Source organism: Brevundimonas sp. (assembly GCF_036400995.1).
Taxonomy (GTDB): domain Bacteria; phylum Pseudomonadota; class Alphaproteobacteria; order Caulobacterales; family Caulobacteraceae; genus Brevundimonas.
Genome location: NZ_DASWWG010000114.1, coordinates 1 through 15637 on the forward strand (window position 1 = coordinate 1; position 15637 = coordinate 15637).

Here is a 15637-nt window from a genome sequence, read left to right on the forward strand (position 1 = left end):
TCAACGGCGGCGTGATCTCGCTGGACGGCAAGGGTGAAACCGAGCTGGCCCGCCCGACCGCCGACGGCGTGCGTGAGCCGCTGAACCGTCGCGCCACCATCGGCATCAACTTCCGCTAAACCCGGAAGTCGCCGAGACGGCCTTCGACCTCAAGCAGGCCGAAGGCCGGTAGGTCAGACAAGAAGACAGAGCCGCCGGTCTCCGAAAGGAGGCCGGCGGTTTTGCTTTGCATGACGCTGTGTGACGTTTCGTCCGTGAGGCCGCATATTCCCTCGTCGGGAGAATTCCGGACCGCCCGCCCGGCCGATCCAGCCGGGGCTTGAAAATCATCCACAATTTGTGCGGCGCAACAGGGTGTGTCCCGGGGGCCACCCCCGGCCGCTGTCATATCACTGTCACATCAGTGTCGTCCCACTTTATGACGTCGCGCCTAAGGGGGGCGTGATTTCGACCGGCCCTCGCCGGCCGGTGGGCGCTTTCGCCCAACTCATCGGGGATAGATGACTATGACGAACCGCAAACGCGCGTTCTGGGCGACCACCGCCCTCTTCAGCGGCCTGCTCATGGCGGGCGCTGCTTCGGCCCAGTCGACGGGTACGGAAGCCACCGAAACCACCAACCTGGGCGAAGTGGTCGTCACCGGCACGCGCGGTCCGCGCAACATCGACGGCCTGGCCGTCGCCGAGACCGTCGCCAAGACCCGTAACACGGTCACCCAGGAGTTCATCTCGACCCAGACCCCGGGTCAAACCATCCTGCAGACCCTGAACCTGACCCCGGGCCTCAGCTTCACCAACGCTGACCCGTACGGTTCGTCGGGCGGCAACATCCGTCTGCGCGGCTTCGACGGCAACCGCGTGTCGCTGACCTTCGACGGCATCCCGCTGAACGACACCGGCAACTACGCCACCTACACCAACCAGCAGCTGGACCCGGAACTGATCGAGCGCGCCTCGGTCAACACCGGCACCACCGACGTCGACAGCCCGACCGCTTCGGCCACCGGCGGCACCGTGAACTACGTGACCCGTCGCCCGGCGTCGGAATTCGGCGGCTGGGGCCAGGCCTCGTTCGGCGACTTCGACTACCAGCGCTTCATGTTCCTGATCGACACGGGTGAGATCACCCCGTTCGGCACCACCGCCTGGTTCGCCGTCTCGCGTCAGACCTACGACAAGTTCAAGGGCTTCGGCGACCTGCAGAAGACCCAGTTCAACGGCCGCATCTACCAGCCGCTGGGCGACAACGGCGACTTCGTCGCCCTGTCGGGTCACTACAACGAGAACCGCAACTATAACTACACCGGCCCGAACCTGGGCAACGCCACCGGCACCGTCCTGCCGGACGTTGAAACCAGCCCGTACGGCTGGGAGTACGACTTCGACCGCACCTACATCGCCCCGACCGTCCGCGCCGGCGTTGCCGACAACGACGCCAACGGCACCAACTTCTACGGCCTGCGCGTCAACCCGTCGAACACCGGCAACATCCGCGGTAACTCGCGCTTCACCCTGGCTGAAGGCCTGGTCCTGACGATCGACCCGTCGTTCCAGTACACCCTGGCCAACGGCGGCACCCAGCAAGCCGTCCTGTTCGAACAGGACTCGCTGCTGCGCGGCACCACCGGCGCCGGCGGCGTTGACCTGAACGGCGACGGCGACATCCTCGACCGCGTCCGCGTCATGACGCCGTCGAACACCAACACCCACCGCTACGGCGTCAACAGCTCGCTGATCTGGGACCTGGACGACAACAACCGCATCCGCGCCGCCTATGCGTATGACTGGGGTCGTCACCGCCAGACCGGTGAATACGGCTACATCAACTTCTCGAACCCCTCGAACCCGCGCTTCCGCGACTGGTTCGGTGGCCGCAACGACGAAGCCAACCGTATCATCAACCGTAACGGCTACTTCCTGCGTTCGCGCGACCGTCTGTCGTACGCCGAACTGAACCAGTTCTCGCTGGAATACCGCGGCCAGTTCCTGGACGACGCCCTGACCGTCACCCTGGGTGTCCGCGCGCCGTTCTTCAAGCGTGAGCTGAACCAGTTCTGCTACTCGCAGAACGCCTCGTCGAACGTCCGCTGCACCTCGGAAGTGCCGAACGCGACCCTGGCCAACGGCAACGTCACCTTCGCCACGACCGGCACGACGCAGTACATCGCGCCGTACACCCGTGAACTGAAGTACGACGACATCCTGCCGAACCTGGGCGCCACCTACCGCTTCGGTGAAGGTCACTCGGTCTACGTCAGCTACGCCGAAAACCTGTCGGCCCCGCGTACGGACAGCCTGTACACGATCGCCCGTCTGGCCGACGGCTCGGTCGGCAACCCGACCGTGCAGCCGGAATCGACCCAGACCTTCGACATCGGCTACCGCTTCTCGTCGCCGACGATCGTCGCCACCGTGGCCGGCTTCGCCACCAACTACGACAACCGCATCGTCAACACCTATGACGAAGACCTCGGCACCTTCGTCGACCGTAACGTCGGCGCCGTCGAGCTGAAGGGCGTCGAAGCCTCGATCGGCTGGTCGCCGATCGAACAGCTGAGCCTCTACGCCTCGGCCTCGTTCATGGACAGCGAACTGCAGGACGACTACGTCCTGAACTCGGCTGGCCAGATCGCCGCCACCGCCGGCAAGGAACTGGTCGAGACCCCGAACGAAATGTTCTCGGCTCGCGCCCAGTACGAAGTCACCGAGTGGTTCCAGGTCGGCGCCCAGGCCAAGTACACCGGCGAGCGCTGGCTGACCGACGTCAACGATATGAAGGTTGACGCCTTCACCGTCGTCGACTTCGACGCCCGCGTCGACTTCGAGCCCTTCGGCTACGAAGGCACCTTCCTGCAGCTGAACCTGACCAACGCGTTCGACGAGGAATACTACGGCGGCCTCGGCACCCGTACCTCGGCGACCCCGGGTCAGCCGGGCTACGGCATTCCGTTCGGCCAGATCGGCGCTCCGCGCACCTTCGTGGCCACCCTGCGCGTCGCCTTCTAAGGCTCACGCAGTCCAGACTGGGTTGGGGGGCGGTCCGGCGACGGGCCGCCCCTCTTCTTTTTTGGGCGCTATCGCTCGCGACGCGGTCGCTCGCTGCTTGAGCGCGAGGGGGCGCTATCGCTCGTCGCGGGGTAAAGGCCGGGTCCCTGTTTCGGCTTCCCGCGTTGAAGTCGGGGGCCGGGGTGTCTATCTGGCGCGGCTGGCCCGCTTTCGCCGCTGACAAGGATTGTTCTCGACCATGACCACGCCCGTTCCCGCCGAATGGTCGCCGCACCGCGCGATGTGGGTCGGCTGGCCCAGCCACGGCGAGCTGTGGGAGGACAACCTCGAACCGGCGCAGGCCGAGGTCGAGGCCCTGGTCCGCGCCCTGGCCGGTCCGGGCCGCGAGCAGGTGAAACTGATGGTCGGCAAGCCCGAGGCGCTGGATGACGCCCGCGCCCGCTTCGCCGACGTGGACGGGGTCGAGGTCATCGACGGCCGCTTCGGCGACATCTGGCTGCGCGACACCGGCCCGATCTTCGGCGCCGGTTCGACCCGCGCCGCCGCCTTCCGCTTCAACGGCTGGGGCGGCAAGTACGACCTCGAATACGACGACACCGTCGCGACCCAGATCGGCGAGGCCTCGGGCGTGCCGCTGGACCGCAACGACTTCATCCTCGAGGGCGGCGCTCTGGATCACGACGGGGAGGGGACCATCCTCACCACCCGCCAGTGCCTGCTGAACCCGAACCGCAACACCGGCTGGACCGACGACACCGCCGGGGCCGCGCTGGCCGAGGCGCTGGGCGCCCGCAAGGTGCTGTGGCTGGGCGACGGCCTGCTGAACGACCACACCGACGGCCACGTCGACAACCTGGCCCGCTTCGTCGCGCCGGGCGTGGTGGCCTGCCCGGTCGCCTGGGGCCGCGGCGATCCCAATGACGACGTCTACGCCGAGGTCGCCCGCGCCCTGTCGGAGATGACCGACGCCGAGGGCCGCAAGATCCGCATCCTGCCCCTGCCGTCGCCCGGCTTCGTCGGCGATGAGGACGAGAAGCCGATCCCGGCCAGCCACATGAATTTCCTCATCGCCAACGGCGCGGTGATCGTCCCGACCTATGGTGACGAGACCGCCGCCCGTCTGGTCTGCGAGGGCCTCAAGACGGTCTATCCCGACCGGGAGATCATCCCGCTGCCCTCGATCGCCATCCTGACCGGTGGCGGTTCGTTCCACTGCATCAGCCAGCAGGAGCCCGCCTAATGGCCCGCACCGTCACTGTCGCTGCGCTTCAGACCTCGTACGGATCTGAAGACATCCAAACGAACATCGACAAAACCGTTGCGCTCATTCGCGAAGCCGCCGGGCGCGGCGCGCAGGTGATCCTGCCGTCGGAACTGTTCCAGGGTCCGTATTTCTGCGTCTCGCAGGAGGAGAAATGGTTCGGGACCGCATATCCGTGGCGTGAGCATCCGGCGGTCGTCCAGCTTCAGCCGCTGGCGAAGGAACTGGGCGTGGTCATCCCCGTCTCGATCTTCGAGCGCGAGGGGCCGCACTACTTCAACTCGCTGGTGATGATCGACGCCGACGGGACGCTGATGGGCGTCTATCGCAAGAGCCACATCCCCGACGGCCCCGGCTATCAGGAGAAGTATTACTTCCGGCCCGGCGACACCGGCTTCAAGGTCTGGGACACCAAGTTCGGCCGCATCGGCGTCGGCATCTGCTGGGACCAGTGGTACCCCGAGACCGCCCGCGCGATGATGCTGCAGGGCGCCGAAATCCTGATGTATCCCACCGCCATCGGCACCGAGCCGCATGACGACACCCTCGACACCGCCGCCCCCTGGCAGCGGGCCATGCAGGGCCACGCCGTGTCCAACGTCGTGCCGGTCATCGGCGCCAACCGCATCGGCCATGAGCAGGTGACGGACGCCGGCCAGACCTTCTACGGCCACTCCTTCATCGCCAACCACCGCGGCGATCTGGTCGAGAGCTTCGGCGCGACCGAGGAGGGCGTGCTGGTCCACACCTTCGACCTGGACTTCCTCGACCGCCACCGCGCGGCCTGGGGCTTCTTCCGCGATCGCCGCACCGACCTGTACGGCGCGCTGGCGACGGGCCGCCCGGCCTAGTCCCGGGCGCGCCGGTCCGGGGTTTGCCGGGTCGCCCAGCGCTCGGCGGTGCAGGACGGGTTGGTCAGGCCTTCCGCGAGGGCGGCCTCGACCTCCCCGCGCGCGGCCTCCAGATCGGCGGCGAAGTCCGGGGTGGCGGCGATCCGGGCGTACAGGGCCTGACCGATGCGTTCGCCGTCCGCGACGTCGCCGCGCCAGTTCATCCGGCAGACCTCGCGGCTCTGGCCGATCTGGCGCCCGACATCCCGCAGGGCCGTTCCGCGATCCGGGGCCAGGGCGGCGAACATCTCGCCATAGGCCGCGCCGACGACGGCTCCGTTCGCGGGCCAGGACGGGCTGTCGCGCATCGCGTCGGTGACCCGCTGGCAGGGCTCCAGCGCCCGGTCCGCGGCGATCGGGCGCGCCCGGGGCGAGGCGGCCGACAGGCCTCGGGTCAGGGCGTCCGCATCCACCAGCAGCCGGTTCATCAGTCGGGTCAGCGCCGGGCGCTCGCGTTCGTTCAGGCGCGTGCCCAGGGCGCAGTCGAAATGCTGGGCGGCGAAGGGGGCGCGCAACTCAGCCTGGGCCGTGGCCAGCCACCAGCGGTCCGTGCCGGGGGCGAGGCCCGGCGGCTCCGCCGTCCAGGACAGGGTCTGGGGCGACGGCGAGAAGGCGCCGGCCAGTCCTCCGACGGCCTCGGCGTCCAGATAGCCTTCCGGGGGCAGGGGAGCGGGCGCCACGCGGCTCAGCGTGCTGCAGGCGCCGGCGATCAGGACCAGCGCCGCGAGGGCGCTGTGACGGATCAGCCGCCGGTCCACGACAGCAGCACGTCGGTCGGTCCGCCTTCGACGGGCGTGGCCACGACGTTCAGCAGCTTGGCGCCGCCGTCGCCGGCCGAATAACCGCGGGCGTCGTCCCGGCTCAGGCTGTTGATCGGCTTGAGACCCGAGGCTTCCGCCCGCTGGCGATAGAAGGCGACCACCTCGTCGGGCGTGGCGTCCGTGGTGAACTCCAGGATGCCGCCGGGGCCCGCCGGGCTCATGCCCGGGGTCACGGCGCCCTTGGGCTCGCCGCCCGGATAGATCACGGCGTACTCGGGCGCGCCCGCGGCGGCCGGGGCGCCGGTCTCGGCGGTCGTCGGCGTCTGCGAGGGGCCTGCGGCCGCATCGGCCTCGGACACGCCTTCGGCCGGGGTGGCGTCGACGGGCGCGCCGGCCTTTTCCTCACCCCTGTTGCAACCGGTCATGACGATGGCCGCCGAAAACGCGGCGGCCCAAAGCATGCGCTTCATCCCGTTGTCCTTGAGACAGATTTTGTTGGCTCTACCGTGGCCCATGCGTGCGGCGGCGGCAAGGCGGCATCGGGTCCGTTCGGCGACGGAAGGTGGCGAGGATGTCAGCCTTTGGTTCGCCCCGCTTCGCCTTCGCGGGCGAGGGCGGCGTTGATGACATCCTGATCGGGATCCTTCTCGGACCCCGTCGCCGCGCCGCCCTGCAGGGAACCCGCGCGCGTGTCCGAGCCCATGTCGGACCCGCTCAGCGCCTCGATCAGGGCGTCGGGCGTCCGGCCCAGATCGGGCTTTTCGCCCAGGTCATCGGCTTCCTGCGCGTCCTGGGTCTGTTGGTGCTGTTGCTGCGTCATGGCCAAGCTCCTTCGTCAGGCAAAGCGGACCAAGGGGCGCGGAGTTCCGTCAGCTCGGGCAGGACAGGTCGCCCTCCACGCATTCGCCGAGGCGGCGCAGCTCAAGGGTACGGTCGTCTGTCAGGCGGGTGATGCACATGGCGTGGATCATCGGATAGACGCTGCCGCCTTCCACGGACGACGCTTCGTAACGGCAGTGGCTGTCGCGGAAGGTGATCCAGCTGCGCTGGGCGTCGCGCAAAAGGGTGCGGGAGCCCGGAGACAGCCGCGCCCGGGTCGCGGCGTACTGGGCGTTCAGGGCCTGATCAGCGCGGCGCGCGTCAGCCAACGCCGCCTCATTCATGTCCCTCTGCGACTGAGCCATGACGACGGAGGGCGTCAGTCCGAGGATCAGCATCAACAGGGCGGACTTCAGGGCTTGGGTCATGGTGTCTCCGCGGGTCACGGGAGAATGCGAGGTCCGCCGGTCGGCCGCAACGGGCAAGAAAAAGGGGAGGCCCTTGCGGAGCCTCCCCTTCATGTCCTGGACGTGAGCCCGGGCTTACTTGCCGAACAGCTTGGCCCAACGCGGCTTGGTGCGGCTCTTCCAGGCGCCGCGGTGATAGGCGTCCGAGCCGATCAGCGGCACCACGGTCGTGGCTTCGGCGAAGACCATCTGTTCGAAGGTGGTCGAGACCTTGCCCCACGAGGCGGCTTCCTTGAGCGTCGACGACGAGCAGGCGCCGTCGCGGACGTCGGCGACCGTGATCTGGACCGCGTACTTGTGCATGTCGGCTTCCACGCCGAGGATTTCGGCGCAGACGACGGTGTCCTGGGCGAAGTTCTTGGGAACGCCGCCGCCGACCATGAACAGGCCGGTGGTGCCCGCCGCGATCTTGATGTCGGTCAGTTCGCGGAAGTCCGCCACGGCGTCGATCATCAGGTAGGGCTTGCCCTCGGCGATGCGCTCCTTCTGGTGCTTGACCAGACCGAAGCCGGCCGAGGAGTCGACGAAGGCCGGGCAGAAGATCGGCACGCCTTCTTCATAGGCGGTCTGGATCAGCGAGCCGGGCTTCTTGGCGTTGCCTTCCGACAGCCACTTGCCCATTTCCCAGATGAACTCACGCGACGAGTAGCCGCGCGGCTCCAGACGGTTGCAGATCTCCAGGATCGTGTGATCGCAGGCTTGGAGCTCTTCCTCGTCGATGTAGGTGTCGTAGATCCGGTCGATGTAGTTGTCGCGCAGGACGTTGTCGTCCACCGGGCCGGCGGCCTGATAGTGCTTGAAGCCGAGGGCTTCGAAGAAGTCCATGTCGACGATCGAGGCGCCGGTGGCGACGATGGCGTCGGTCATGCCGAACTTCACCATGTCGCGGTACACGTGCATGCAGCCGCCGGCCGAGGTCGAGCCGGCGAGGATCAGCCACGGCGAGCAGTCCTTGTCTTCCAGCGCCATGTTGAAGATGTCGGCGGCGCGGGCGGTGTCGCGCGACGAGAACGACATCTTGCGCATGCTGTCGATGATCGGACGGGCGTCGAACGAGGTCATGTCGACGTGCTCGACCGTGTTCTGCAGCAGCTCGGCCTTCTGGTTCGATTGAACGGGAGCGTTCATTGCAAGGGTTTCCCTTTGGTTTTGAGCGCCCGTCGTTTGGATAAAGAACAGCGGCCCGGACGGAGCGACGGGCCGCTGTTGTATGGAACGCGTGAGCGACGCTTTCGCGTCAGCGTGACTGTTACCGGCGCGACTTCTTGCGCTGGCCCGCCTTGCCCTTGGGACGCGACAGGCGAACGACCTTGCGGGCCTGCTCTTCCGCCGTGGTGCGCACGGTCGGGATGGAGCGCGGCGCCAGGCCGTACAGCGAGGCCATCGGGGCGTCCTCGACCACGGCGATGTCATGCTCGCCATAGCCGTTGAAGCCGGTCGTCATGGCGACGCCGTAGGCGCCGAGCATGCCGATCTCGATGAAGTCGCCTTCCTGCACGTCCGACGGCAGCCAGAACGGGCCCGGCATGTGGTCGATCGAGTCGCAGGTCGGGCCGTAGAAGCGGAACGGCTTGAGGTCGTTCGCGCTATCGCCGTCCCGGACCAGCTTGGTCGGGAAGGGCCAACGCGAGTGGGTCGCGTCGAACAGCGAGCCGTACGAGCCGTCGTTCAGGTACAGGGCGTCGCCCTTGCGCAGGTCGACGCGGCACAGGACCGACGAGGACTCGGCGACCAGCGCGCGGCCCGGCTCGCACCACAGTTCGGTGGTGTGGGTGACCGGCATCTCGGCGAAGCCGCGATGGATGGCGTCGGCGTATTCCTGCATGTCCGGCGGGACCATGCCCGGGTAGACCGAGGGGAAGCCGCCGCCGACATCGACGATGTCGACGATCACGCCGGCGCGGCTGATGGCGCGGCCGACCTGGGCCATGGCGGCCTCGTAGGCGGACGGGCGCATGCACTGCGAACCGACGTGGAAGCTGACGCCCATCAGGCCGTCCTTGACCGCCTGGCGGGTGGCCATCAGCAGGGCCGGGGCCTGATCCGGCGACACGCCGAACTTGCCCGACAGCGAATAGGCGGCGCCGTCGGCCGACACGCCCATGCGCACGACCAGGTTCAGGTCGGAGGCCTGGCCGGTGGCGTCGAGGATCTTGGCCAGCTCGTCGTGGCTGTCGAGCGAGAAGGTGCGGACGCCGTGGTCGAAATAGGCCTTGGTGATCGCGCCGCGGCTCTTGACCGGGTGCATGAAGGCCAGACGCACGTCGGTGCTGACCGAGCGAACCAGCTCGATCTCGCCGATGGAGGCCACGTCGAAGGCGGTGACGCCCGCGTCGATCAGGGTCTCGATGACCCAACGCGACGGGTTCGCCTTCACCGCATAGAAGACGTCGGCTTTCAGATTATCCTGGAACCAGCGCGCCGCTACGGAAACCGAACGCGGCCGCACGAGGGCGACGGGACGTTCAGGGGACCGCTCGCGGACCAGGTCCAGGGGAAGTTGGTACGTGCGCAATTCACGTAAACCCCTGTAATTGTTAACCCAGACCGGCGTTAGCGGCGCAGCATCAGACCTACGGGGTCCGCCGGAAGGCGCGATATGCGGTCATAAGCCTGTCATGTAAAGCGGTTTTTTCTAGGCGGGCGTTGAGTTTGCGCGGAATTTGTCCGCGTGCGGACCGAGCGTTGCGGGCGCTCTCATGACACAGGCGTAACTTGTCGCTCCGCCGAGCGCTGATACGGTTCGGGCCTTCATTTCGGGGTACTGAACCATGCGCCGCGCCGCCCTTCTCGCCGCCGTCTTCCTCGCCGTCACGCCCTGGCAGGCCTCGGCCCAGGTTCCGGCCTCGGAACTGGCCCGCAGCGTCGACATCCCGTTCGAGGAGTTCACCCTCGACAACGGCCTGCGCGTCGTCGTGCACACGGACCGCAAGGCGCCCGTCGTCGCCATCCACGCCTGGTACAATGTCGGCTCCAAGGACGAGCCGCAGGGCCAGACCGGCTTCGCCCACCTGTTCGAGCACATCGGCCTGTTCAATCCGACCGAGAACGTGCCCGGCGGCCTGATGGAGCCCCTGCGGGCCATGGGGGCCACCGACTGGAACGGCACCACCTGGTTCGACCGGACCAACTTCTTCCAGACCGTGCCGACCTCGGCGGTCGAACAGGCGCTCTATATGGAGAGCGACCGGATGGGCCACCTGCTGGGCGCGCTCAGCCAGGAGCGGCTCGATAACCAGCGCGGAGTGGTCCAGAACGAGAAACGCCAGGGCGACAACCAGCCCTACGGCCTCGTCTATTACACTGTGCTGGAGACCCTCTTCCCCGAGGGCCACCCCTATCGCCACTCGACCATCGGCTCGATGGCCGATCTGGACGCCGCCAGTCTCGAGGACCTGCGCCAGTGGCACCGTGACAACTACGGGCCCAACAACGCCGTGCTGGTGCTGGCGGGCGACATCGACGTCGCCACCGCCCGGACGCTCGTGAACCGCTACTTCGGCCACATCCCGCGCGGCGCGCAGAACGAGCCGGCGCAGGCGGACATCCCGACCCTGTCCGCCCGCGTGGACAAGGTGCTGCACGACCGGGTGCCGAACACCCAGCTGGGCCGGACCTGGGTGGTCCCGGGTCTGGTGTCGGAGGAGGCCGCCTCGCTGGACGTCGCCGCCAGCATCTTCGGCGGTCTGGCCAGTTCGCGGCTGGACAACGCCCTGGTGCGCGGTGACGAGACCGCCACCTCGGTCAGCGCCGGCTATCAGCCCTTCCAGCGGCTGGGCATGTTCGACCTCGACGTGAACGTGAAGCCGGGCGGCGACGCCGACGCCGTCTCCGCCCGTCTGGACGCTCTTCTGGCCGAATATATCGCCAACGGCCCGACGGAGGCCGAGGTCGAGCGCGCGGTGACGCGCCGCATCGCCGGGGTGCTGCAGGCGCTGGAGCCGACCGGCGGCTTCACCGGCAAGGCCGTGACCCTCGCCGAGGGCGAGCTCTACGCCGACGATCCGGGCTTCTACCGCCGCCAGCTGGCCGCGTACGGGGCGGTGACGCCCGCCTCGGTCAAGGCGGCCATGCAGCGCTGGCTGACCCGTCCGGTGCTGGCCATCCGGGTCGAGCCCGGCGAGCGCGAGGCCTATGTCGAGGCCGCCGACACCCGTCCGCCGCCCGCGCCGGCCCAACCCCTGCCGATCACCCCGCGCGCGCCGATGCCGCCCGTCGGCGAGATGCGGCCGCTGGCCTTCCCCTCGACCGAGCGTCTGCGCCTGTCGAACGGCATCGAGGTCGTCTACGCCCGGTCGACGACGGTGCCGATCACCCGCATCGCGGTGGAATTCGACGCCGGTCTGGCCGCCGACCCGGCCGATGAACTGGGCACCCAGAGCCTGATGCTCGGCCTGCTCAAGGAAGCCGCCGGCGACCGCGACGCGGCCCAGATCGCCGAGCGCGAGGAAGAACTGGGCGCCGGCATCAGCGCCAACGCCTCCATGGACCGGACGGTCATCAGCCTGACCTCGCCCAGCGCCAACCTCGATCCGTCGCTGGCCCTGATGGCCGACGTCATCCGCCGTCCGGCCTTCCGCCCGGCGGACATCGAGCGTCGCCGGGCCCAGCAACTGGCGGCCATCGCCCAGGAGCGCAGCTCGCCCAACGGCATGGCGGCGCGCGCCTGGCCGGCCCTGGCCTTCGGCCCTGACCATCCGTACGGCCGTCCGATGACCGGCCTCGGCTCGCCCGAGACCGTCGGCGCGGTCAGTCGCGAGGACCTGCAGGCCTTCCACGCCCGCTGGATCCGGCCCGACACCGCCCAGATCTTCGTCGTGTCCGACAAGCCCCTGTCCGAGATCGCGCCGATGCTCGACGCTCATCTGGGCCAATGGGTGCCGCCGGCCTCGCCGCACGGCGAGAAGAATTTCGATGCCGCCGTCCCGGCCGCCCAACCGCGCATCGTCCTGATCGACCGGCCCCAGTCGCCGCAGTCGATCATCCTCGGGGCCATGGTGCTGCCGACGACCGGTCATCAGGACCGCGTGGTGTTCAACGCCGCCAACGAGGCGATCGGCTCGGGCTTCCTGTCGCGCATCAACCAGGACATCCGCGAGACCCGCGGCTGGTCCTACGGCCTGGGCGGCAGCGCCTCGGGGCTGGAGGAGCAGGTGCCCTACCTGATCTCCGCCCCGGTGCAGGCGAACCGCACCGGCGAGTCGGTCCAGGTGCTGATCGACCAGTATCACGCCTTCCTGACCGACCGGGGCGTGACCCCCGCCGAGCGCGAGCGGATCATCAACGCCAACGTCCGGCAGCTTCCGGGCCAGTTCGAGACCTCGGCCGCCTTGCTGAACGCGCTGCGCTCCAACGCCCTGTACGGCCGTCCGGACGACTACTGGACCACCCTGGCCCCGCGTTACCAGGCGCTGGACCAGGCGGCCCTCGACGCCGAGGCCCGTCGCCTGCTGGGTCAGGCCCCGTTCGTCTGGGTGATTGTCGGCGACGCTGCGACCGTTCGTCCGCAACTGGAGGCTCTCGGCCTTCCGGTCGAGGTTCGGGCGGCGCAGTAGGGGTGGGTCGGGGCGTGGTTCCGGCGCCGTTCCGCTGGACGAAAACGACGCAGGCGTGCCATTAAGACTTGCCTCGCGGGCCCTGCCGGGTCATGCGGCGCGCCCTCGCAACCGCATCCCCGCGTGCTCATGACCTCAGCCCCCGCAGCCGTCGCGTCCGTGAAGGACGTGTCCAAGACCTTCGGCGCCCGCAAGGCCCTGAACGGCGTGTCCGTCGAGGTCGGCGCCGGCGAGATGGTCGCCCTGATCGGCCCGTCGGGCTCGGGCAAGTCGACCCTCCTGCGCTCGATCACCGGCCTGCAGTCGATCGATCCCGGCGGCACCATCGCCGTCTTCGGCGAGGTGGTGCAGAAGGACGGCCGCGTGACCGGCAAGGTCCGCGCCGCGCGCCAGAAGCTGGGCATGATCTTCCAGCAGTTCAATCTGGTCGGCCGCCTGTCGCTCTTCTCCAACGTCATGCTGGGCGCGCTCGGTCGTCTGCCGGGCTGGCGCGGCTTCTTCGGCGTCTGGCCGTCGGCGGATAAGGACACCGCCATGGCCGCCCTGCACCGTGTCGGCGTGTCCGACTATGCGGCCCAGCGCGCCAACACCCTGTCGGGCGGTCAGCAGCAGCGCGGCGCCATCGCCCGCGCCATCGTGCAGGGCGCCCAGGCCATTCTGGCGGACGAACCCGTCGCCTCGCTGGACCCGGTGTCGGCCCGCAAGGTGATGGAGCTGCTGGTCGAGCTGAACAAGCGTGACGGCCTCGGCGTCATCGTCACCCTGCACCAGGTCGACTACGCCATCCGCTACTGCGACCGGGTCATCGCCCTGCAGAAGGGCAAGGTGGTCTATGACGGCCCGTCGACCGGTCTGGACACCGCGCGCCTGATCGAGATCTACGGCCCCGAATTCGAAGACGCCTTCTGGGAAGCCAAGGCATGATCCACGGCGGCCGGGCACGCCGCATCGGCGCCGGCGTCCTCGCCGTCGCCGCCCTGGCCCTGTCCGGCCTGGTCCTGTCCGGCTGCGAGAAGCGCAACGCCGGCTCCGACAGGCCCGCCGAGGAAATCAGCTTCTCCATCCTTTCCGCCCAGGGCCAGGCCTCGGCCGGCCCCCTGTGGCAGCCGCTGCTGGACGACCTGTCCAAGGCCATCGGCGCGCCGGTGAAACCGCATTTCGCCTCGACCTACGCCGAGCTGGTCAAGGACATGGAGCGGGGGCAGGTCCAGGCCGGCTGGTTCTCGGCCCAGCCCGCCATCGACGCCATCCGCGACGCCGACGGCGAACTGATCGCCCGCACCGTCAGCCCCGAGGGCCTGGACAGCTATCGCGCCACCCTGATCGTCAAGGCGGGCTCGGGCATCACCCTGGACAGCGTCATGGCCTGCGGTCGTCGCTACAGCTTCGGCCTGGGCGACGCCCAGTCGACGTCCGGCACCCTGGCCCCGCTGACCTGGCTGTTCAATCCGCGCGGCATCGATCCCGAGCGCTGCTTCTCGACCGTCCGGTCGAACAATCACGAGCGCAACGCCTATGAGGTCGCCTCGGGCGTGCTGGACGTGGCCACCTCCAACACCGTCAGCGCCGCCGCCCTGCGCGCCCAGAACCCGACTCTCGCCGAGCAGATCGAGGTGATCTGGCAGTCGCCCCCCATTCCCGAGGGCGGCATCATCGTGCGCGAGGACCTCGATCCGGCGATCAAGGAGAAGATCCGCAGCTTCTTCCTGACCTACGGCCAGGGCACGGGCGTGGAGGCCGAGCGCCAGCGCCGCGTTCTGGCCAACCTGCGCTATTCGCGGTTCAACGCCGCCGACGACGACTATCTGGATCCGGTCCGTCTCATGATGGCCGAACAGAGACTGACCACCGCCCGCGCTGAACGGGACGCCGCCGGCGTCGCCGCGGCCGAGCAGGAACTGCAGGGCCTTCGGGCCAATCGACGCGAGGTTCAGCCGTGAACCCCCTTCAGACCACCCCCGCCGCCCGTTCGGGCGCGTTCCGGAAAGCCATGGGCATGAGCCGCCTTCGTACTGTCTTCGCCGCCGTTCTGGCGCTCGCCGTGGTCGTCCTCGGCCTGACCTCGGTTCCTTCCGCCGCCCAGGCGCAGGAGCGTCCGCAGAAGCTGGTCTTCACCATCCTGTCGGCGGAAGGCCAGGCCTCGTCGGGCCCGCTGTGGCAGCCGCTGCTGGACGATCTGGAGCGCGCCGTCGGCATCCCGGTCGAACCGATCTTCGGCTCGAACTACAGCGTGCTGGTCGAGGCGATGAGCGCCGATCAGGCCCAGATCGGCTGGTTCTCGGCCCTGCCCGCCGTGCAGGCCATCGACCGCGCCGGCGCCGAGGTGATCGCTCGCACCGTCGATCTGGAGGGCAAGGACTCCTACACCTCGTCCCTGATCGTGAAGCGCGGATCGGGCATCACGGTCGACGACATCGTCCGTTGCGGCAAGCGCTACGACTTCGGCATCGGCGACGCCCAGTCGACCTCGGGCACCCTGGCCCCGATGACCTTCCTGTTCAACGAGCGCGGCGTGGTCCCGGCCCAGTGCTTCAAGACCGTGCGCTCCGCCAACCACCAAGCCAACGCCTTCGCCGTCGCCACCGGCGTCGTCGACGTCGCCACCTCGAACACCGTCAACACCGTGTTCCTGACCCGCCAGAATCCGCAGGTGGCGGCGCAGATCCAGGAGATCTGGCAGTCGCCGCCGATCCCCGAGTCGGGCATCGTCGTCCGCGAGGATCTCGATCCGGCCCTGAAGGAGAAGATCCGCAGCTTCTTCCTGACCTACGGCCAGGGCGAGGGGGTCGAGGCCGACCGCCAGCGCCAGGTGCTGGCCGGGCTGAACTATTCGATGTTCCGCGCCGCCGACGACAGCTACCTGGACCCGGTCCGCGAGA

The 15637-nt window shown here is 68.6% G+C and carries 14 protein-coding genes; 8 read left to right on the forward strand and 6 right to left on the reverse strand.

What is annotated here, in order from left to right; all coding sequences use genetic code 11:
- The 4 genes from VGE03_RS15355 to aguB all read left to right on the forward strand — a co-directional run.
- On the forward strand, positions 1-119 hold a 119-nt coding region (locus VGE03_RS15355; protein WP_331046436.1), incomplete at its 5' end, for a hypothetical protein.
- 387 nt (positions 120-506) lie between these two features.
- Positions 507-3005 carry a TonB-dependent receptor gene (locus VGE03_RS15360; RefSeq protein WP_331047348.1) on the forward strand — a complete coding sequence of 833 codons (2499 nt, stop codon included), beginning with the start codon at positions 507-509 and terminating at the stop codon, positions 3003-3005.
- A gap of 238 nt (positions 3006-3243) precedes the next feature.
- A complete protein-coding gene (locus tag VGE03_RS15365; protein WP_331047349.1) occupies positions 3244-4245 on the forward strand; it encodes an agmatine deiminase family protein in 1002 nt (333 codons plus the stop codon).
- Positions 4245-5117: an N-carbamoylputrescine amidase gene (gene aguB, locus VGE03_RS15370; protein ID WP_331047350.1), complete on the forward strand. Its 873-nt coding sequence runs from the start codon at positions 4245-4247 to the stop codon at positions 5115-5117. Before VGE03_RS15365 ends, aguB begins: the two co-directional genes overlap by 1 nt.
- Here the strand turns inward: aguB and VGE03_RS15375 are convergent.
- The 6 genes from VGE03_RS15375 to VGE03_RS15400 all read right to left on the reverse strand — a co-directional run bounded on the left by VGE03_RS15375 (position 5114) and on the right by VGE03_RS15400 (position 9718).
- Positions 5114-5914 carry a PA-phosphatase gene (locus VGE03_RS15375; protein WP_331047351.1) on the reverse strand — a complete coding sequence of 267 codons (801 nt, stop codon included), beginning with the start codon at positions 5912-5914 and terminating at the stop codon, positions 5114-5116. The genes aguB and VGE03_RS15375 overlap by 4 nt on opposite strands.
- Positions 5899-6387 (reverse strand): hypothetical protein, encoded by a 489-nt coding sequence (locus VGE03_RS15380; protein ID WP_331047352.1) that lies wholly within the window; start codon positions 6385-6387, stop codon positions 5899-5901. The genes VGE03_RS15375 and VGE03_RS15380 overlap by 16 nt, the downstream gene beginning before the upstream one ends.
- 104 nt (positions 6388-6491) lie before the next feature.
- The gene (locus VGE03_RS15385) at positions 6492-6737 is read right to left on the reverse strand and encodes a ribonuclease (protein ID WP_331047353.1); all 246 of its coding nucleotides are present in this window, start codon (positions 6735-6737) and stop codon (positions 6492-6494) included.
- A 49-nt stretch (positions 6738-6786) separates the two neighbouring features.
- Positions 6787-7164 (reverse strand): lysozyme inhibitor LprI family protein, encoded by a 378-nt coding sequence (locus VGE03_RS15390; protein ID WP_331047354.1) that lies wholly within the window; start codon positions 7162-7164, stop codon positions 6787-6789.
- Between the two features lie 114 nt (positions 7165-7278).
- The gene (locus VGE03_RS15395) at positions 7279-8331 is read right to left on the reverse strand and encodes a 1,9-bis(guanidino)-5-aza-nonane synthase (RefSeq protein ID WP_331047355.1); all 1053 of its coding nucleotides are present in this window, start codon (positions 8329-8331) and stop codon (positions 7279-7281) included.
- A 121-nt stretch (positions 8332-8452) separates the two neighbouring features.
- Complete coding sequence (locus tag VGE03_RS15400) at positions 8453-9718, reverse strand: type III PLP-dependent enzyme (RefSeq protein WP_331047356.1); 1266 nt, start codon at positions 9716-9718, stop codon at positions 8453-8455.
- A 256-nt stretch (positions 9719-9974) separates the two neighbouring features.
- Between VGE03_RS15400 and VGE03_RS15405 the strand changes: the two genes are divergently transcribed.
- The 4 genes from VGE03_RS15405 to phnD (VGE03_RS15420) form a co-directional block, all read left to right on the forward strand.
- On the forward strand, positions 9975-12758 hold the full coding sequence (locus VGE03_RS15405) for a pitrilysin family protein (protein WP_331047357.1): 2784 nt from the start codon (positions 9975-9977) through the stop codon (positions 12756-12758).
- A gap of 129 nt (positions 12759-12887) precedes the next feature.
- A complete protein-coding gene (gene phnC / locus VGE03_RS15410; RefSeq protein ID WP_331047358.1) occupies positions 12888-13682 on the forward strand; it encodes a phosphonate ABC transporter ATP-binding protein in 795 nt (264 codons plus the stop codon).
- Entirely contained in the window at positions 13679-14698 is a 1020-nt protein-coding gene (gene phnD / locus VGE03_RS15415; protein ID WP_331047359.1) for a phosphate/phosphite/phosphonate ABC transporter substrate-binding protein, read from the forward strand. Before phnC ends, phnD (VGE03_RS15415) begins: the two co-directional genes overlap by 4 nt.
- 56 nt (positions 14699-14754) lie before the next feature.
- A partial coding sequence (gene phnD, locus VGE03_RS15420) for a phosphate/phosphite/phosphonate ABC transporter substrate-binding protein (RefSeq protein WP_331047360.1) occupies positions 14755-15637 on the forward strand: 883 nt, incomplete at its 3' end.